Here is an 18,836-nt window from a genome sequence, read left to right on the forward strand (position 1 = left end):
TGTTTGGAATGGTGTCAAAGACGAATGATCAAGCGGCCTTGGCAGACGGCAGCTTGCTAACGAGTCGCAATGACACGGTCAAACCTTCCAGTTGGAAGTGAGGACGCAAGAAGAACTTGGCGGTGTAGTATCCCGGGTTACCTGGGATCTCTTCGACGACCACTTCTGCACCTGCCAACGGACGACGAGCTTTGTCCAGTTCCGATGCGGTTGCTGGGTTGGTGTCGACGTACTGGCTGATCCAGTTGTTGAGCCAGACTTGCATGTCGGCACGTTCTTTGAACGAACCCACTTTGTCGCGAACGATGCACTTCAAGTAGTGTGCAAACCGGCAGACGGCAAACAGATACGGCAAACGACCCGACAAGCGAGCGTTGGCGGTTGCGTCGTCGTCTTCGAACAAGCTTGGGTTGTTCAGTGATTGAGCACCGATGAAGGCGGCCAAATCGCTGTTCTTGCGGAACACCAATGGCATCATTCCGTTCTTCGCCAATTCCGCTTCCCGTCGATCGCTGATCGAGATTTCGGTTGGACACTTCATGTCCACGCCGCCATCGTCCGTTGGGAACACGTGAACGGGCAACTTCTCAACTGCTCCGCCCGATTCCACACCACGAATGCGTGAGCACCAGCCGTGCATTTTGAACGAGCGGTTGATGTTCACAGCGAACGCGTAGGCACTGTTGGACCAAACGTATCGGCTGTGGTCAGGACCCGCGGTTTCTTCTTCGAACGCGAATTCTTCGACGGGATTTGTCGCGGCACCGTAAGGCTGGCGTGACAGGAAACGTGGCATCGTCAAACCGATGTAACGCGAATCTTCGTCGTCGCGAAGCGAACGCCACGATGCGTATTCGACAGTTTGGAAGATCTTCGTCAAATCACGAGGATTGCCGAGTTCTTGCCACGAATCCATGTGCATCAGCGAAGGTGCTGCGGCGGTGATGAATGGTGCGTGTGCGGCGGCGGAGACCTTGGCGATCTCGCCGAGCAATTCGACGTCGACTGGCGAGTGATCGAAGTAGTAGTCGCCGATCAGTGCACCGTAGGGTTCACCACCGAATTGGCCGTACTCTTCTTCATACAGCTTCTTGAAGATCGGGCTTTGATCCCAAGCGGTTCCTTTGAACTTCTTCAGCGTCTTGTGAAGATCTTTCTTGGAGATGTTCAAGACGCGAATTTTCAGCATCTCGTCGGTCTCGGTGTTGTTCACCAAGTGGGCGAAACCGCGCCATGCACCTTCGAGTTGTTGGAAGTCATCGTGGTGCAAAATCTCATTCATTTGCTCTGAGATTTTGCTGTCGATTTCAGCCACCAAGGCTTCGATCGTCTTGATCACGTCGCTCTCGGCAACCATTTCGCTGGTCACAAGTTGAGCGGCGAGCGTGTTGACGGCTCGTGTGACAGCCAGCCCGGCGTCGTCGGTGCGTGGCTTGAATTCGGCTTCCAACAATTCAGACAACGTGTCCAGTGTGATGGTGTCGCTGACGTCGGGAGCGGCTTCCGTGGTTTCCGATGGTGTTTCGCTCATCCTTGAGTCCTTCGAGATTGGTGGTGGGTGTTGGTGTGACGATTCGATCAGGCGGCTTCTGCGGCCGAATCAGATTCATCAATTTCGAGCGGCTTTTCGGCGAGCTCTTTCAACAGTTCAGGATCGTTGATCAATCGGGACACCAATTCTTCGGCGCCGGCTTTGCCGTCCATGTAGGTCACCAACTGAGCCAATTGCGTGCGTGCGTTGAGCAACTTGTTGAGTGGTTCCACACGTTTGGCGATTTGGCCAGGAGTGAAATCGTCCATGGACTCGAAGGTCAAGTCGACGTTCAGGCTGCCTTCGCCGGTCAGCGTGTTGTCCACTTGAAACGCAGCGCGTGGCTTCATCGATTTCAAACGGTCGTCGAAATTGTCGATGTCCGTTTCCAGGAACTTTCGATCGGCGACGTCTTCGAGTGGCTCGGACGGATTGCCCGACAAGTCAGCAAGCACTCCCATCACGAAAGGAAGCTGAACCTTCTTCTCGGAACCGTAAGTTTCCACGTCGTATTCGATTTGAACGCGAGGCGGACGGTTACGAGCAATGAATTTTTGGCTGCTTTCGGACATCAGCTTTCCTTTTCAGAACAGCGGCGATAGGGTGAATTTGTGAATGGTTGGGTTTGGATGACTGCTAGGATTCAGTCGTCAAACTGGCCAGCCAGGTTTCTTGCTTGCGAGAGCGCATCGGGTGCGAGTTCGCGAATGATGTCGACGAAGTCTTGGTTGATCATCCGGCGAGCCCGACGCAGCAACAACGGCACCGGGCTGGATGGTTCGTACAACTCGAAGTACTTCGTCGCCGCGTCGAGAACTTGCGCGGCTTCTTCACGTGACTGAACCCGAATACGGCTGAGGCTGACGATTGATTCGTCAACATCCTCGGAGTCCCACTGATTGGAAGTGTCGTGGGAAGCGGCTGGCTCGCATTCATCGCCGCTGACATCTTTGACCGCGGCATCCGAAACGGACAAACGTTGTCGAAGGTGTGTCTTGAATAATTGGCTGCACGCGGACAGGCAGGACGACAGCTCTTTGGTTTCCCAAATCCCCGTTCCGAGATGCTGGTCCAGGAATTCCACCGTCTCACGCAGTGCATTTTCGGCTTGTTGGCAGGCTTCATAGCGATGTCGAAGCTCGGCAACCGGCAACGCTAAAAAGGCGGCTTCCACTTCCATCGGCGTGGGCGAATCCGCGGATGAGCTCGCATTCAGCTCGCCACGCGACCGACGCACGTCGTTGAGCGTCACCACCACATGAGGCAGTGATTCGACCAAGGTCATCCGGCCGATCATCGATGGCAATCGCTCTGGTTCGCAAAGACGACCAAGGGCGTTGATTCGAATGAACGGATCGTTGTTGTCTTCGGGATCCAGTTGCGGATGAACATCGCCCCAATGGTCACGGACCCAATCGCGAAGAAGCGTCATCGATTCGGTCAGGCCGTCGAGTCCCTTCAGGTGCGTCTGGCTTTCGACTAGGAGAACGGCCAATCGAAGATCGCGAGTTTCGCTCGCCATTTCGACAGCAAGCTGGTGAATGGTTCGCCAGTCCGGTGGTTGAGCCGCAATGACAGTCTTGCCGTATTGCTGTTCCCGAGTGCCTTCTGCCAACCGGGTCATCTCAACAAACCGAGCGTCGTACTCAAGACTCACGCCAGAAGGCGAGTCCGGAGAGACGGGAGCGGTCAGCGTTGAGAGGTCGGCAATTGTCATGAACGATGTCGGGTCTTGGTTTGGCGGACACTCATCACTGTCTGGATATTTGCCTGTAGCGATTGAATCGACTTTTCGTTTCTGAACCCTGAGTCACTTTGATTTCTTTTCTGAAAAATGCGTGGAATGATCCAAAAGCGCTGAAAGGCATCAAGTGAAAATGATGGGTCGCAACAAGATCCAAAGTTGAATGAGAAACAGTGCGATCAAGATTCCTGTGACCACCATCAGCGACGCCGCGAAACGCTGGTGACGTCGCCAGGCCTTTCGTTCTTCCGACGTCCAAGCCAAATGATTTTGTTGGTCGATCATGTGTGCGACGACGGACTCAAAGAAGTGTCCCTTCGTTCCGTTGCTCTTAGCCGAGCGTTGGCCTGGCGATGCGACAAACAGACCGCTGACGATTGGTGCGTTGACTTCCGACATGCTTCCGGAATGCGAAGACGACATGTCCACCGGATTCGCTGCACAGCTTTCGACCATCAGGCTTCGCAGGGAGGAACGCCAGCGACGACACTGGATCAGAACGCGAACCAAGCGATGGTTTTGAGGTTGGGTGAGCGAACGCGGCACTTGGAAAACCTGTTTGACACGATTTTCGATCTCTCGAATCGTGTCATTTGCCAATTGGTTCATTGCTTCGCCGGTGGGAATCTCTTCCGAAACAAATGGTTTGCCCAATGCCACTGACGATTGTTGTTCCACCATCCGCAAGCGTCGTTGCAGTTCTTTGTAGTCGTCGGGATGATCATTTTCGGCGATCATCATGGTGACTGGGCTGGCGATTCCCAATTCGGATTGCATCTGATCGAGGTCGCGACGGATCGCTCGCCCGATTTTTCGGCCCGACTCACCGGGCGAGGAGCCTCCTTCGGCGATCATTCGCGAATCCACCATCACAAGCGTGCCGTTGATGGGTGCGTGTGGAAATCGTTCGGCTCGCAATCGTGCACACAAATCGGACAGCTCTTGCTGTGATTGTGTGGTGCGAACCGAGGACAGCGAATCAGGGATCGCCCGAGTGGGCTGAGTCATCGGTCGGATCGATTGAGCGTCTTGGACCAAGCGATCGGCTCGTTCGAGCGATTGCATGGCGTGAGCGACGGAGGTGGACTGTGTCTTTGCTGCCTGAGTTTGAGGCTGAGCCACGGCAACGGCGGATGGGTTTGCACCGGCGGCAAGTGGTTCGGCGTGAGGTTCCGTTGCTGGCGCGTCGTCGGTTGAATCACCCATGGATGATTCGTCGCTGTCCGCTACGGGCTCTTCGCTGGCGTTTGCATCCGACGGTGACGCGGACGGTGAATCTGATGCCTCGGCGACATGTTCTGGAACTGATTTTGGCTGCTCGGCGTGTTCGTCCGATGTTCCGCTTCGCAGGAGTGTCCCATACACACCAATGTCTCGGCAGAAGATCAGCAAGCGATCTTTGGAAAGATGCCAATCGATTGCGGGAGAGCCTTCCGACGTGGATTGAGCGACGGGAGCCCCTTCGGATCCGAGCCACGCTTCTTGTTGATGTCGTGTTTCACAGCCCAACACCAAGAAGCAAGGGATTTGGTTGAGTCCCACGCTATGCTGCGACAGCAATTGCATGCCCGTTTTCCAACCGGCGCGAACGCGAGCGTCGCCGAGCGGAATGTCCGCCATCCAAATGCGTACCGTCACATAGGTGACCACGCAGGAAAGTGCCCAAAGAACCAGCAACCAAACACCACGCTGAAGCGTCATGTAGTCGCCCCAAGCGATTCGCGTCGGGTCGATTGAGTAGGCCAACCAAGCGGCTGCGGCCAAGACCAGCAGACCAATTCCCACCAACGCGGCAACCATAGCGGCCAACGACACGTTCAGTCGCGATTTCAGGCGATCTTTCAGACTGGGCGTCGCATCATCGGACATCGATCGTTCTCGTCGAGTTGTATGGGATTGGCATTACTTTCCCGCCGAAAGCGTGTACATCGTGATGTTGGCGATCAACATCGTTGCCGCCGCGACCGTCCACCAAACGATGCTTCGTCGCGTCGTGTTCGGTGCCGCTCCACTCAGAGATCGGTGCAGACGTGCTGGAGGGTCGACCTCGGCAGCATCGCTGCTGAGTTGGTGCTGTGTCTTTTCCAGCCAAAGTTCCAACGTTGCTGGAATGCCCAGTTCTTTCGTGGTGGCTTCTGACAGACCTGGAATGGAGTACACGCCACGGAATCCCAACAGGACGCAATCGTGAAAGACTCGCAACACGCCGTTGGAGGATTCACGACTGGCGACGGCAGCCATCTGATAGAAGCGTTCGCTGCAATCACGTGAACCAAACAGACTGGCTTCCAACACGTGATCGTTCCACCAAGATCGACCGGACCATGGCATCTCCAGCAACAACTCGTCGGTCAGAGAAACCAATGCGTACATCGCTTCTTCCCAGCGATCATCGTGATGGTGACTTTGCCGCGCTTCGGTCAAACGTTGCGACAAAGTTTCGTGAATGGCGACGGGGTCCAAGGGCTCGTCGGCATGCAACCGGTCGATCAACGCCAGCACGCATTCGGTGTAGTCGTCCGCAAATTGTTCGAGTGATTCATTCATCACACTGAATCCGATCGCTTGGTCGCGAAGATCGCGAATTGCAAGGAAGTGGTGTGAGCGTCCATGCGAACCTTCAGGGTTTGATTGCCCGCCAACTTTTGCGGATCGTCAATCAATTGTTCACGAATGCGAAGTGCGATCGTGCCGGTGTCCAAGACGTCGGTCCAGGCCGGGCCGCGACCGCTGATCTCGAAGAAGCTCCAGTCCGATTGAGACGGCAAGACTCGCGGGACTTCTCGCAATGGTTTCAGTTCCAATCCCATCGCGCGTTTGCTGTACAGCGTTTCGACTTGTCGGGCACTGCCCATTTTCCAATCGAGGAAACCAGGCGAGAGCAGCTTGTCGAGTCCCGCGGCGGAGAGTTTGCCACGACGCACGCCCAAAACGCACTGCCAATCGCTTGTCAACCATTGCGGGTCCAGGCTGACCTGCATGCCCAAACCTGCTCCGATGAAGAAGCGTTGTTGGTAGGCGTTCTGGCCGACCGATGCGATTCGCGATTCAATTCTTCGTCGCAACTCTTGAAACAGCGGGCCGATTGCATCGTGATCGTAAGCGGCGATCGCCTGCAAAGATCGTGTTTCACCAAACAGATCCAAACCCCCGGCGACACGGCTGAGTTCTACGTAGGCGTTCCACGGATGGACGCCGCTGGATTGATTTAGAACACCGAGAACCGCGGCTGCTTGATTGAGCGTTTGAAGCATCAAGATGCGTTGGAGGTCACCGGGTTGCTCGGCGTCCATTCGAACGCTGCGATCATTGACGAGCTGCGACAACAGTTCGATCTTGAGCATCATCATGTCGTGGATCGGCCGCAGAAACCGCTGTCTCATTTGGGACCATGCGGCACAATCCATCAACGGTGGAACGTACCGTTCATCCAGTTCCGCGATCGCTCCGCCAACCGTGCCTCGTTTCACACGAGCGATCCGCAACACGTCGTAACCGGTCAGGTCTTCGGTCGAAAGTTTGAGGACGGCGTTGACGCGGCGAAACAGGACGGGCTCGACGCTGGCTCCATCGGTTTCGTCCGGAACATGAATTTGAAGTTGTCGAAAACGGGCTCCGTCGGCCTGATCGCCTTCGGCCACGTTGGAAACACCAAGCTGCAACCGAGGAACCGCAAGGAACACGTCGACGCTGTCGCCGCCGCCAACCGGAATGGTTTCGTGAGCAGCGTCCGGTGTTTCGGAAGTTGAGGGAGTGGCACCGGAAACGGCAAATCCCGCTCGCAGGTCAACTCGTTCGGTTGATTCTCCCACGGCCAATTCCACCAACGTGCCCTCCGGCATTTTGGCTCGGACGCCGTCGAGTTGGAAAAATCCCAGCGCGAGCGCATCCGCATTGATCGAGATGCTCGCCAGTCCATAGCTGTAGGGGTTCTGCCAGCGTGAAGACGCCGCTTGGCTTTCCTGCCAATGGCGATCCCATGCTTGAAGATGGTGTGGTCGGAGGAACAGTCCCTCGTGCCAATGGACCGCAAGATTCTGCATCGGATTCCTTTCCGAACGTTGGCTGGGTGCCGTCAAATCCATTTGACTCTAGCAAGCCCCAATCTTGGTATGCGGTCGGAGATTAGCTAATTTGCGTGCATACTTCCAGACGATATTACCGATACAGACAGCCACTCTTAGTTTCACGACATGCTTTCACGGTTGTCGTGACTTCACTTTGACTCGCGAAGTGAACTGCCGCAACATCCAGGCCCCGCGACGAAGTGTGATCAAACCCGTCCTCATCGCTCTGCTGCTTTCGCACGCCGTGTTGGCGTTTCCGCTTTCGGCTCAAGATCCGGTGGTGTGGAACGACCTCGGTGCCCCGCTGCTGCGCCATGACTCGCTCTCGGACGCACCGCTGCACGCGGAAGGTTTGATCGAAGCACCTCTTTTTGAACCGCTTCCCGTCCCGCGTGGCGAAATCGAGTCGATTTCGATCGGCTCACCGAGCATCTACCCCGAGCCCATCGTCGGCGAATCCGCGGATTGGTTGGCGATTGGCGGTGACACCCCGGTCGGTTCGAGTTGTGGTTGTCAGTCAACTTGCAATTGCGAGTCGGGGTGCGATGTGGGCTGCGGCTGCAATCAATGCCGCGAACTGGTTTCCAGCCAGTGGACTCCTTGGCAGGATTTCTCGTTCCCAAACATTCACGAAGCGTTCGAACGTCTCAGCCCCGGAGCCCACTTTCGTCAAAATCGTTCGCGTGATCGTGGCATCGGTTACGAACGAGTGATGTTTGCTCCCAACGTTTTGGACACCGCGATCGTTCCAGCTCACGTGGGCATCCGCTACCAAGTCGACCACGGGCTGCGAACGCCGGATCGAGCGGAGTATTACTGGGGCGACCCGCCAGACAATGAGTCGGGCGTGAACTCGCAAGATCTGATCTTTCGACTTGCTGCGGGGACGGAGCGATTGATGGCGTTGACGCAGTACACGATGCGGTCGGTGGACCCGGAAGTGAACGGGAACACGACCGGTTTCGGTGACATCGTCCTGGGTGCTCAAGCTCTGTTGGTTGATGGCAAACGCACGAAGGTTGCGACAATCTTTCGAACTTATTTGGCGAGTGGTCCCGCCGACCGAGGCCTGGGAACCGGTCACACGTCGCTGGAATTTGGATTGCTGGGTCGACGCTGTCTTCGTCCGGAAACCTACGTCTTCGGCGAAGTCAAATATTGGACTCCCATCAAAGGAACCGCTGGCGTCGCCGGAGATGTGTTGACCACGGGCTGGGGCGTCAGCACGATCGCAGCGGAAAGCGATGTGTTCGCATTCTTGCCGACCTTCGAGGTTCGAACACTATCGTTTCTGTATGGCGGCTATCACGATTCAGCGGGCACGCTGCAGGCCGTCGACGGTGAAACCGCGATCGAATTCTATCCGGGTGCCCGTTTTGTACTGGGACCCGAGAACGACATGGGGTTGTGGGAATTCGGATTCGCGACCGGCATCACCGCCGCCGATGACGACTGGTTCGACACCCGGATGGTGTTTGATCTTCGGTTGTCGCTTTGAGCGACCAAGACGACTTCCGCGAGCAAGTCGTCTTCAGTTGGCGAGCTCGCTGATCAGTCCTGCGATTCGAGCGGAAGCGTTCCGCCGACAACAGGCAAACTCAGTTGAGTGTTCTGAAGATCGATCGTGAGCTTGGTGCCCGGCGTGGGATGCAGCGTGTAATCGCGATCGCTGGAAAAGACCATCAGTCCGATCTGTTGTCCTTTGGCGATGACTTGGTCATCGGGTTGCAGGTCGAACTCGATGTCATAGAACTGGCCCGGGACGAGCGGTTTGCTTTCACGCATGGATTCGATGTTTTGAGGATCGGCCCATCCGCGAGTGATGATGTTGTCGGTGATCTTGGAGTTCTTCTTTGTGTTCCAAGGCAGCGAGACCAACCAGACGCTCAGGTTGGCGGCGGGACGATCGCACGCAAGTCGCAGTTTGATTCGCGGTGTTCCTGAAAGATGAACTGGTTCGCTCAATCCGGGCGTGGCGTAGATCAAGCGATGTTCGGTGTATTCGGCTTGTGCCAACGCTTCGCCTGGGAACGAAAAGTTGTCGATCAACGTTTCCGTGATTGGTTCGGTGAGGGGGGACGTCCGCAAACGCCCGCGTTGGGGAGCACCAGGAACCGGATAGACCATCACGTCTTTTGCTTCCGGGTGCGGGTATTCCGGGTACTCGGTTGGTTTGGTCCGCTCATCTTTTTCGCGAACAATCCAAGACTTCGAACCCTTTTCGACCCCGTTGTCTTCGCCATAGAGATAGTGAGTGAACCAGCGATTCATCATGCTGATCGGTGGAGGTCCGCCGTGCCCGCCTTGGTGCATGAACAGTTGGGTTTCGACACCGTTCTTTTTCAACGCTTCGTAAATCCGGATGCTGTGTTCGGGAACGACGTTCCAATCATTGAAGGCATGCGCCATGAGCACCGCCGCTTTCACTCCATCGACGCGGTTCAAGTAATCGCGTGAGTACCAGAAGTCGTTGTAGTCACCGGTCGCTCGGTCTTGGTTGGCCATCATCTGTTCGTCACGGACATGGCAATCGCAGTACGCTCGAATCTCTTCATCGCCACCGCTGTGAATGAAGTCGTACAGGATGTCGATGTCTTCCCCGAGGTAACCACCGGGATGGCGTACCAATCCATTGGATCGGTAGTAGTGGTAGTAAGACGTGTTGGGTGCGACGGGGATGATGACTTCCAGTCCTTCGACTCCAGTCGTTGCGGCGGCCAACGGAATCGTGCCGTTGTAGCTGGTCCCCGTCATGCCGACTTTGCCTGACGACCAATAGGCTTCCACGGGTTCGCCACCGAAGGGTTCCGTGAATCCCTTGCCGCGTCCGCACAACCAATCGATCACGGCTTTGGGAGCCAAGGCTTCGGGATCGTCACCGACCGTTGGGCAACCCTGCGAAAGGCCGGTGCCTGGGGCACTGGAATGAACGACGACGAACCCACGAGGCAGCCAGTCTTTGACGTGACGTTTGGAGATGATCGGGCGTGTGCCTTCGCGTTCAATCGCGGGAGCAGCGGATCGTTTGGGTGGTTCGGCACCGAGTTCTTGCCGGGCGTCCCAGAAGTAGGATTCATCGGCACCGGTGGTCCCCGCGAAGTAAGGACTTGAGTTGTAGATGACCGGAAGCTTCAGCGACTGGGTATCGGTTTGCGTTGGACGCGTGACGCTGACGTGCATCCGGTCGAGCTTCCCATCGCCGTCCAAGTCGAACTCCGTTTCCACCCACAGGTCATGGCGGATCCAGTAGTCCGAGTCTTCCAGTTCCTTGATGATTTGTGCCTCGCCATCTTTGATGACGGGGATCTGAAGATCGCCCCCTTGGACAGGTGAGGTCGCGAGAAACAGGAGTGCAAGGACTGGCGAGCAGAGGCGTTTCATGGTTGTGAAAACCCAGGTGAGATCGAGGCGAGACCGCATCAGCTTAGTCACCTCAGCGAACCGTCTTCAAGCGACGGCAAAGAATCCGAGGTAGGGGAGCGTTTCGCGAATCTACCGCTCGTTTTCGTCCGTTTATCCTCCGATATGACGGATCAGCTCGGCGGGATGGAACGCAATCGAGAACGCTTCCCGTAACCGACTGAGGCCTCTCAGTCGGAGACCCATGCGCATCTTCGGTGCTGAATTTCAGTGCTCGGCCGACTGAGAGGCCTCAGTCGGCTAGGTGTGAGGATGCTTGGCTTCGTCCCATGGGAATTCATCACGTGGAGGAAGGGAGGACGTCCGGAGCAGGGCTCGATCCCCAACATGTAACCGACTGAGGCTTCTCAGTCGGAGACCCATCCCTGTCTTCGGTGCTGAATTTCAGTGCTCGGCCGACTGAGAGGCCTCAGTCGGCTACATGGGGTGGGGACTTGGATTCGTTCGGTGGGAATTTGTCAGCATGTGCCGGCGTGGAACGCGTGCAGTATCGTCCCGAAACGTAACCGACTGAGGCCTCTCAGTCGGAGACACACCCACCTCTTCGCTTTTGTTTTTCAGTGCGGGCCGACTGAGAGGCCTCAGTCGGCTACATGTGGTGGGGGCTTGGATTCGTTCGGTGGGAATTTGTCAGCATGTGCCGGCATGGAACGAGTGCAGCATCGTTTTGAAACGTAACCGACTGAGGCCTCTCAGTCGGTTGAACATGGTTGCTGACCGAGGGGCCTCGGTCAGCTACTGGAGCTCTGGCTCGCGGGGGAAGAACATTGCGGCGCTGGCAGCGACCGCTCCGAGGGCGGCGCCGGAGAGGTGGGATTCGACCAGCGGTTGAAAACCTTCGGCGTTGACGAAGAGGATCTCGCCGGTGGTGAATTCGTAGCCAAGCTTGGCGAGGAGCAAGATTCCGGCGGCAGTCCAGAAACACGTGAACGTGCGGTCTCGGTCGGCGACAGATTGTCGGATTTGGTTGGCGAGGAACCAAACAAACAATCCCGTGTCGATGCCGCTCAGGCCTCGGTAGGTGGTGACGTCCTGGCACAAGAACAGGATGGTCGCGGAGATACCAACTGACATCGCAATCAGCGCGATGGGATAGAAACGCGGATTCTGTCGTTCGCAAGCAGCACTCAAGACCGCGAACATCAGCAAGTCCCAAAACAAATGACCGCCGCCAAAGTGGGTGAGGTGACCGGACAGAAGACGCCACCATTGTCCGGATTCGACGGAGGCAAAGTCCAATTGCAAACCAGCGGTCAGGCTGGGGAAGACGAACGCCGCGAGGGCGATGGCTGACACCAGCAGCGTCACTGGGATCTGCCGGAGCCAGCCGCTTCCCAGGCGGCACATCGATTGGATCGATGTGCCGTTGGTCTTGGGAAGCGCTGCGAGCAGTGATTCGCTGGCACTCATCGGACCACATCCTGTTTGTTGCTTCGCGTCTTGCGTCGACGCATCATTGCCGCGGCCGCACCGCCGAGCGAAACGATCCCGGTGATCGGACCAATCGGTCCGCCGCCTCCTCCACCGCCGCCCCCGTAGTTGCCGCCGCTCGATCGAGGAGCCGGCGAGGGTGTGGAGGCGGGCGCCGGTGTTGAGACTGTTGCCGGGGCAGAGGCGGCCGGCAAAGCGGGTGTGGAGTTCGTGGATGCCTGGTGTTGAGGTGCAGGTTTCGCCGCGGCGACCGATCGGCCGGCTGCTTCTTGGTTCATGCCTTCCGGTGTCATGACTGGAACCGATTCGGTGATCAATTGTCCTTGAGGTGCTTCGGAAAGTTCTTTCTCAACGGCGATGAACGACGTGTACTGAGTCATCAGTTGATGCTTCAGTCCCAGTTCGGTGATTTCAGCGCGGCCCGCTGGTGTTTCGGCACCGACGTCACGGTTCCAAATTTGTCGAATTCGTTGGCGAGCCCAGACGGGACCGATCGAGTCGTGCTCGGCTTCTTGTTCAGGAAGTTCGAGTTCCATTCCCATCTGAACAGGTTGGCCAGACACATTGCCCTTCAGCGTGATCATGCCAGTCGCTGGTGTGTCGTAGCGGCCCAATACGATCAGCGGTTTGCCTGCGTACAGATCGGGAAGCCGCGAAGGCACTTGGTCTTTGACAACCAATCCTCCCCAGTCGATTTGCAGGTCAGTCATGTAAGGTTGGCTGGTCAGTTCATGGAACCGGCGAGCGATCTCGGGTGAGTTGTCTTGGTTGGTGACTTGCATGGAGAACCCGCGTCCCATCTCGGCGGCTCGGCTGATCAAGTAGTCGTTCGGTGCGGCTCCGAATGCGACGGGGAACACGCGAGCGTCTTGGAATTCAGGTTGTCGCAGGTAGCGAAGGATCGAATGGTCATTGCCGACCAGTGCGTCGGTCATCAGGACCATGTAGCGTGGGCGGGCTGATTCGTCTGCCTCGCCGCCGAGTGCCAACTTGAGTGCTGGCAACAGGTTGGTTCCTCCGCTCGCACGCAAGCCGCGAACGAATTGTTTGGCGGATTGGATGTTGGCGTCCGTCGCTGAGACGGCATCGGGTTGGAACGCGGTTGAACGGTTGCTGAACGCGATGACTCGGAATTCATCGTTGGGGTTCAAGTGATCGAGCACATGATCAGCGAACAAACGTAGTTGGCTGATCGCGGGCCCGTTCATCGATCCGCTGGTGTCCAGCACCAGGATCACTTCGCGGGGCATGATTTCGGTTGGCTCGATCGACCACTTGGGTTGCAACGCTAACATCACGTAACCGTCTTCTGCCTCGGATTCGCGATGGGTCAACGAAGCCAGAGTGCTGTCGTCTCCGGCCAAGCGATATTCGACAATGAAGTCCTTGTCGGCGATCGTGGATTGGTTCTTCAGCGTGACAGCCGCGTGGGTTTCCGAGGTTTGCTGAATGTCCAGCTCATGAGTGACCGGCACGATTTGCTGGATCGGCATCGCGGCATCGATCTTGACGGAGACGAACACGTCGTTGCCGTTTCGCATGCCTTCGGGAAGGGAATCGGGCGTGATTCGCGACGCGTCGGGGACTTGGTCGGTGTCGGCCGCCCAGCCGCGTCCCACGTTGGGACGAGTCACCGGGGTTCCTGGGATGTAACGGGGACCGACGACCATCGGGAATCGGAAGACGTAGCGATCTTCGTCGATCTCCAGCGGGTGAACGTATTCGATGTGAACGGTCACCTCGCTGTTCGCTGGGATGTTGGCGACGGATTGAGAGAACACGTTGGCACGTTCTTGTTCCAACAGGGCGGCTTTGCGGCCTTCGTCGCGAGCCTGTTCGTATTCTTGCCGAGCTTCCTCTTTGCGTTTGACTTCGCCGACGATCACACGTTCGCCGATTTGAAACGAGTAAGCGTCGACGGCACAGTCCTCGGGCAGCGGGAACACATACAACGCTTCCAAGCGATCAGGATGTGGATTCTGGAACACCTGAGAAACGCGAACGCGGGCGAGGACTCCGGAGATCTCCGTTTCCACTCGAGTCTCTTTGAGCGTGAAGCTGGGACTGGGTGCCGGGAGCTTGGTTTTGAGACGCTCCAAATCGTCCTCACCGATTCGCATTTGTCCCTGAGTGACGGGCATTCCGCCGAGCACGGTGTAGCCGGCCTGTGCGACGGCGGAAAAAACAAAGGCGGAGGCCAGAACGACGATGGGCGTGATCAAAGACAATCGCATCGATTGCGTCCGATGGCCGGGGGATTGAGCGTTCACGAGACGAGGTGCTCCAGGATTGAGAATCGAAGTGACTCTCTAGGAAGATCCCGTTGCTGGGGTGGGGGAGCGCGAAATCGTGAAACTTCTCGTTTTCAGGGCTACTGAACGCTCGGAGCGTCTCGCGTCGACTGAGCGGCGGTCATTGCGGGGCTCGTTTTCTGCGATACCTTTGAGGAATCATGAATGATCCCCAGCCCAATCCACCTGAGCCCGATAGTGCGTCCGAGTCCGATCGTGCGTCTCAGTCCAGCAGCATGCCGCTCAGTGATTCGCAGCCGAAGAAATCCCAGCCCAACAATCCGTTGCACGGCGTCACGCTGAAAGCGATGGTGGAATACCTGGTCGACGAGTATGGATGGGACCGATTGGGGGAACGCATTCGCATCGACTGTTTCAATTACGACCCGAGCATCAACAGCAGTTTGAAGTTCCTTCGCAAAACGGATTGGGCTCGTGCCAAGGTAGAGCGGTTGTACCTGGACTCGATCAGCTACGACGAGCGGAAGGGAAAGCAGTCGTCTCAGGCAACGGAAACTCCTGCGAAACCGGACAGCGTTTGGGACCAAGCTCGACGTCGCGATTCGAACGAAGACTGATTGCTCAGTCCCGAGTGTTGCCGGTTCACCGCTGACGATCGATCGTTCAACTTTCGTCGGGTTTTAGTTTTCCCACTTGAACCGCCGCGCCCATGTTGGCAATGCCCGGGCCAAAGTAGGACTTTCCAAATGGCAAGATCATCGGTTCTTCCCACGGACGGCATGGCACCATGGCAGCGATCTCGTCGAGTCGGTGCAGGATGTCCGCCGGCAAGGGACCTTTGGCGGCGGCCTTGACGCTGGTTTCCAAATGATCGGCTGTCTTGCAACCGATCGGAATGGTTGAGATCGCCGGGTTCGACAACACGAAGCGAAGACACATCTCGAACGCGGGCATGGCCGCTTGGTCGAGAAGTTCGTAGTAAGCGAGCAATTGTTGTTGGCGAGCTTCGGCCAACCAAATTGGTTTCGCGAGGACTTCGGTGTCAGCACGGCGGGTCAAGAAGCCTTGCCCGTACGCCGACCCCAGAACGATGCCCATGTCATTTTCGACAGCGGCGGGGATCACCGAGTCGGCTGCTTCACGGAACAGCACGTTGTAGTTGAACGCGGTCAACACGACGTCGAACCGATTGCTTTTGACCAACGATGTCAACTCGGTGACGGTGGTGCCCGCCAAACCGGTGTAGCGAATCTTCCCAGCGGCTTTCAGTTCGTCGATCAGGTCCAATGCCGGACCTTCCAATGGTTCGTAGCTGGACCACCAAGGATACTGTTGCGGTCGATCGGGTTCGTGCACCATCAAGATGTCGATGTGATCGCGACCGAGAAGTCGCAGGCTTTCGTCCACCGAATGACGCAGTCCGTTGATGTCCTGAGGATCGAACGGCTGAGGTCGGCCGCCGAGTTTGGTGGTCACTATCAGCGGCGCATCGATTCCCGCAATCGCCTCGCCCACGGTTGCTTCGCTGTCTGCATAAGCAGGTGCAGTGTCGAGAGCGTTGACACCCAGGTCGATCGCTCGTTGCATGATGCGTTTGGATTCAGCCACACCGCCTGCGAGAGAAGAGGTGTAGAGTCCGCCGATTGAAAGGACGCTGGTTTGAAGGTCGGTTCGACCGAGTCGTCGAGTTTCCATGATTGGATGCGTTGAGAGTTTGGATTGGACGTTGCCGAATGCTTCCGCATTGGAAGGTTCTGTCGCGATAGTCAGTGGATGTTGAGGTTGTCGTTGACGGAAAGCTTGGGGGTCGGTTGTGCCCTGCCAAAACGATCCGTTCTCACGAAGAATGGATTTCAGTGGAATGGGTCGCGGGTGAGCTCATGATTTTGCGCGGTTGCGGACGAGTCTTGCGATGGCCAGTTCTTCGTTGGTATCGACCACCAGCGTGCGAACACGTGCGTCCGTCGCTGAGATGTCCGTCGTTTCTTGGCAGCAAGCTTGGTTTTTGTCTTCGGACAATGCGATTCCGAAGTGCTCAAGCGACTGGCAAACCAGCGAGCGTATCTCGGGAGAATGCTGGCCGACTCCGGCGGTGAAGACCAACGCATCCAAGCCGCCCAGGATGGCGATGTAGCTGCCGATCGTCTTGATGATTCGGCGAACATAAATGTCGATCGCCAGCGTCGCGGCTGGATCGCCTGCGTGTCGGCGGTCGAGCACCGTCCGCATATCTGGGTCGCCGCACAGCCCGAGCAGACCGCTTTTTCGATTCAGCGAATTTCGGACCTCACTCGGTTCGAGCCCAGCGTGTTCGGTCATGTGCAGCACGATGGCTGGGTCCAAGTCGCCCGATCGCGTTGCCATCACCAGACCTTCCAGTGGTGTCATTCCCATCGAGGTGTCGACGGCACGACCGCCAACCGATGCAGTTGCACTGGCACCGCCGCCGAGATGCAACGAAATGATGCGGGACGTCTCGTCACCATCGATGAACTGGATCGCTTTTTGAGTCACGTACTGATGAGACGTTCCGTGAAAACCGTAACGACGGACGGCGTGTTTCTGATACCAGTCTTCCGGGACGGCGTAGCGATAGGCAGCCGGCGAAAGGGTTGCGAAGTAGGACGTGTCGAAGACCAGGGCTTGGGGCGTTCCGATGTCGACCAAACCTTCCACCACCGAGCGGGCGGCTGGGTTGTGCAAAGGAGCCAGTGTGTCCAGCGTGCGAAGACGTTCCAAGACATCCGGTGTGACGAGTGCGGGTTCCAGAAACAGGTCACCGCCTTGCACGATCCGGTGGCCGATTACACACACGTTGTTAAGACCAACTTCACTGATAGCAATCTTAGCGGCCGCAATGTGGTCGATTGCATCTCCGCCCGGTTGTCCAATTCGGTCGACTAATCCCGCTGTGGTGATCTCTTCGGTTTCCGCGTCAATGCACGCGTACTTCAGCGTTGTGCTGCCGACGTTGAATACCAGGATATTCATGCGGTCACCGTTTGTGCTTGGATGGCGGTGATCGCGACGGTGTTGACGATGTCGGTCACGGTGCATCCTCGTGACAGATCGTTGACCGGCTTGTTCAATCCTTGCAGGACGGGACCAATTGCAAGGGCACCTGCAGATCGTTGGACCGCTTTGTAAAGATTGTTGCCAGTGTTCAGGTCGGGGAACACCAATACGGTGGCTTGTCCCGCGACGGGGTTTCCGGGCATCTTCGTCGCGGCAACGTCAGGGTCAATTGCCGCGTCGTATTGCAGTGGTCCTTCGACCAACAGGTCTGGTCTTCGTTCACGAACCATGGCCGTTGCCTTGCGCACTTTGTCAACGTCTTCTCCGTGACCACTTTCACCGGTTGAATAAGACAGCATGGCAACTCGTGGTTCGATGCCAAACTGGCTGGCCGTTTCTGCACTACTAATTGCGATTTCAGTCAGTTGTTCGGCTGTCGGATTGGGGATCACGGCGCAATCACCGTACACGAGCACTCCATTCTTCAAACACATCAGAAACACACTGCTGACCACGTTCACATCGGGCCGTGTTCGAATGAATTCAAACGCGGGACGGATCGTGTTGGCGGTGGTATGAATCGCACCGGAAACCAAACCGCCCGCCAAGCCGCGATGCACCAGCATCGTTCCGAAGTAGGTGACATCGATCATGCGATCATGGGCGATGTCGGTGGTCACGCCTTTGTGTTTTCGAAGTTGATAGTACTCGCTGGCGAATGAGTCTCTGAGTGGACTGGTCGCGGGATCGATGATCTCGAGTCCGTCGTTGGGGAGCATGACACCAGCCCGTGCTGCCGCGGCGGCAATCAGATTGGGATCGCCGAGCAGAATCACGTCGGTCACATCGCGTCGTCGCAACACGTCGACGGCTTGCAGGATCCGCGGTTCCGTCGCTTCGGGCAACACGATTTTGACGCGTTGCTGTCTCGCTCGTTGGATCAGTGAGTGTTCAAACAGCATCGGTGTGATTCGCGGGACCACGGGAGCCTGCAGTTGCGCGGCGAGCGAGTCTGTGTCGACATGTCGTTCGAACACACCGATCGCGGATTCAATTTTCCGTGGGGAATGATCACCGATCTCGGCGCGAACCTCGGCGGCTTTGGAGGCGACTGTGTAGGTGTCTTCGTTCGCGACCAGGATCGGCAACGCGTTGGCGTTTTCGACCAGACGGCGGATAGAAGGAGGCGGCAGGATTCCGCCGGTCAGCACGACGGCCGCCGGCGAAGGCCCATCGGGTTGCGAACATGCCAACACGCAGCCGACCAGGATGTCGCTGCGGTCACCGGGTGTCATCACGAGGGCTGCGTTGGAAAGTCGTTCCAGAAATCCGGGCAGTTGCATCGCCGCGACTTTGCGAACCGCGACTTCTCGGTC

The 18,836-nt window shown here is 57.0% G+C and carries 14 protein-coding genes; 2 read left to right on the forward strand and 12 right to left on the reverse strand.

The annotated features are described in order from the left end of the window. Window positions 1-28: 28 nt before the first annotated feature. The 6 genes from tssC to tssK all read right to left on the reverse strand — a co-directional run bounded on the left by tssC (window position 29) and on the right by tssK (window position 7,318). Window positions 29-1,531 carry a type VI secretion system contractile sheath large subunit gene (gene tssC, locus B2R17_RS18750; RefSeq protein WP_286765161.1) on the reverse strand — a complete coding sequence of 501 codons (1,503 nt, stop codon included), beginning with the start codon at window positions 1,529-1,531 and terminating at the stop codon, window positions 29-31. Window positions 1,532-1,578: 47 nt separating this feature from the next. Further along, window positions 1,579-2,103, reverse strand: coding sequence for a type VI secretion system contractile sheath small subunit (gene tssB / locus B2R17_RS18755; RefSeq protein WP_008656326.1), 525 nt, complete (start codon window positions 2,101-2,103; stop codon window positions 1,579-1,581). Between the two features lie 71 nt (window positions 2,104-2,174). Then, a complete protein-coding gene (tssA, locus tag B2R17_RS18760; protein WP_008670740.1) occupies window positions 2,175-3,248 on the reverse strand; it encodes a type VI secretion system protein TssA in 1,074 nt (357 codons plus the stop codon). Between the two features lie 150 nt (window positions 3,249-3,398). Further along, window positions 3,399-5,144, reverse strand: coding sequence for a type VI secretion system protein (locus B2R17_RS18765; protein WP_008670739.1), 1,746 nt, complete (start codon window positions 5,142-5,144; stop codon window positions 3,399-3,401). A 33-nt stretch (window positions 5,145-5,177) separates the two neighbouring features. Further along, a complete protein-coding gene (locus tag B2R17_RS18770) occupies window positions 5,178-5,822 on the reverse strand; it encodes a DotU family type IV/VI secretion system protein (RefSeq protein ID WP_008670738.1) in 645 nt (214 codons plus the stop codon). After that, a complete protein-coding gene (gene tssK / locus B2R17_RS18775) occupies window positions 5,822-7,318 on the reverse strand; it encodes a type VI secretion system baseplate subunit TssK (protein WP_236616050.1) in 1,497 nt (498 codons plus the stop codon). Before tssK ends, B2R17_RS18770 begins: the two co-directional genes overlap by 1 nt. A gap of 190 nt (window positions 7,319-7,508) precedes the next feature. Here tssK and B2R17_RS18780 point away from each other — a divergent pair, with 190 nt between their 5' ends. Then, window positions 7,509-8,840: a hypothetical protein gene (locus B2R17_RS18780; protein ID WP_286765162.1), complete on the forward strand. Its 1,332-nt coding sequence runs from the start codon at window positions 7,509-7,511 to the stop codon at window positions 8,838-8,840. Window positions 8,841-8,893: 53 nt separating this feature from the next. On the opposite strand, the gene B2R17_RS18785 is transcribed toward B2R17_RS18780, so the two are convergent. The 3 genes from B2R17_RS18785 to B2R17_RS18795 all read right to left on the reverse strand — a co-directional run bounded on the left by B2R17_RS18785 (window position 8,894) and on the right by B2R17_RS18795 (window position 14,463). After that, a complete protein-coding gene (locus B2R17_RS18785; protein WP_286765163.1) occupies window positions 8,894-10,723 on the reverse strand; it encodes a Xaa-Pro dipeptidyl-peptidase in 1,830 nt (609 codons plus the stop codon). A gap of 774 nt (window positions 10,724-11,497) precedes the next feature. After that, window positions 11,498-12,172 (reverse strand): rhombosortase, encoded by a 675-nt coding sequence (rrtA, locus tag B2R17_RS18790; RefSeq protein WP_286765164.1) that lies wholly within the window; start codon window positions 12,170-12,172, stop codon window positions 11,498-11,500. Further along, a complete protein-coding gene (locus B2R17_RS18795) occupies window positions 12,169-14,463 on the reverse strand; it encodes a VIT domain-containing protein (protein WP_286765165.1) in 2,295 nt (764 codons plus the stop codon). The genes rrtA and B2R17_RS18795 overlap by 4 nt, the downstream gene beginning before the upstream one ends. Window positions 14,464-14,645: 182 nt before the next feature. Here B2R17_RS18795 and B2R17_RS18800 point away from each other — a divergent pair, with 182 nt between their 5' ends. After that, window positions 14,646-15,062, forward strand: coding sequence for a VF530 family protein (locus tag B2R17_RS18800; RefSeq protein WP_286765166.1), 417 nt, complete (start codon window positions 14,646-14,648; stop codon window positions 15,060-15,062). A gap of 46 nt (window positions 15,063-15,108) precedes the next feature. On the opposite strand, the gene B2R17_RS18805 is transcribed toward B2R17_RS18800, so the two are convergent. The 3 genes from B2R17_RS18805 to pta all read right to left on the reverse strand — a co-directional run. After that, entirely contained in the window at window positions 15,109-16,140 is a 1,032-nt protein-coding gene (locus B2R17_RS18805; protein WP_286765167.1) for an aldo/keto reductase, read from the reverse strand. Between the two features lie 183 nt (window positions 16,141-16,323). Continuing rightward, complete coding sequence (locus B2R17_RS18810; protein ID WP_286765168.1) at window positions 16,324-17,436, reverse strand: acetate/propionate family kinase; 1,113 nt, start codon at window positions 17,434-17,436, stop codon at window positions 16,324-16,326. Then, window positions 17,433-18,836, reverse strand: a 1,404-nt coding sequence (gene pta / locus B2R17_RS18815) for a phosphate acetyltransferase (protein ID WP_286765169.1), incomplete at its 5' end; no start/stop codon positions are given. The genes pta and B2R17_RS18810, both read right to left, overlap by 4 nt.

This window comes from Rhodopirellula sp. UBA1907 (assembly GCF_002337565.1).
Lineage (GTDB): Bacteria > Planctomycetota > Planctomycetia > Pirellulales > Pirellulaceae > Rhodopirellula > Rhodopirellula europaea.

Bases quoted from the DNA above. Each gene is read 5' to 3' on its own strand.
- tssA (WP_008670740.1), bottom strand. From the start codon at position 3,248: ATGACAATTGCCGACCTCTCAACGCTGACCGCTCCCGTCTCTCCGGAC.
- B2R17_RS18805 (WP_286765167.1), bottom strand. From the start codon at position 16,140: ATGGAAACTCGACGACTCGGTCGAACCGACCTTCAAACCAGCGTCCTT.
- rrtA (WP_286765164.1), bottom strand. From the start codon at position 12,172: ATGAGTGCCAGCGAATCACTGCTCGCAGCGCTTCCCAAGACCAACGGC.
- tssB (WP_008656326.1), bottom strand. From the start codon at position 2,103: ATGTCCGAAAGCAGCCAAAAATTCATTGCTCGTAACCGTCCGCCTCGC.
- B2R17_RS18770 (WP_008670738.1), bottom strand. From the start codon at position 5,822: ATGAATGAATCACTCGAACAATTTGCGGACGACTACACCGAATGCGTG.
- tssC (WP_286765161.1), bottom strand. From the start codon at position 1,531: ATGAGCGAAACACCATCGGAAACCACGGAAGCCGCTCCCGACGTCAGC.
- B2R17_RS18765 (WP_008670739.1), bottom strand. From the start codon at position 5,144: ATGTCCGATGATGCGACGCCCAGTCTGAAAGATCGCCTGAAATCGCGA.
- B2R17_RS18785 (WP_286765163.1), bottom strand. From the start codon at position 10,723: ATGAAACGCCTCTGCTCGCCAGTCCTTGCACTCCTGTTTCTCGCGACC.
- tssK (WP_236616050.1), bottom strand. From the start codon at position 7,318: ATGCAGAATCTTGCGGTCCATTGGCACGAGGGACTGTTCCTCCGACCA.
- B2R17_RS18800 (WP_286765166.1), top strand. From the start codon at position 14,646: ATGAATGATCCCCAGCCCAATCCACCTGAGCCCGATAGTGCGTCCGAG.
- B2R17_RS18810 (WP_286765168.1), bottom strand. From the start codon at position 17,436: ATGAATATCCTGGTATTCAACGTCGGCAGCACAACGCTGAAGTACGCG.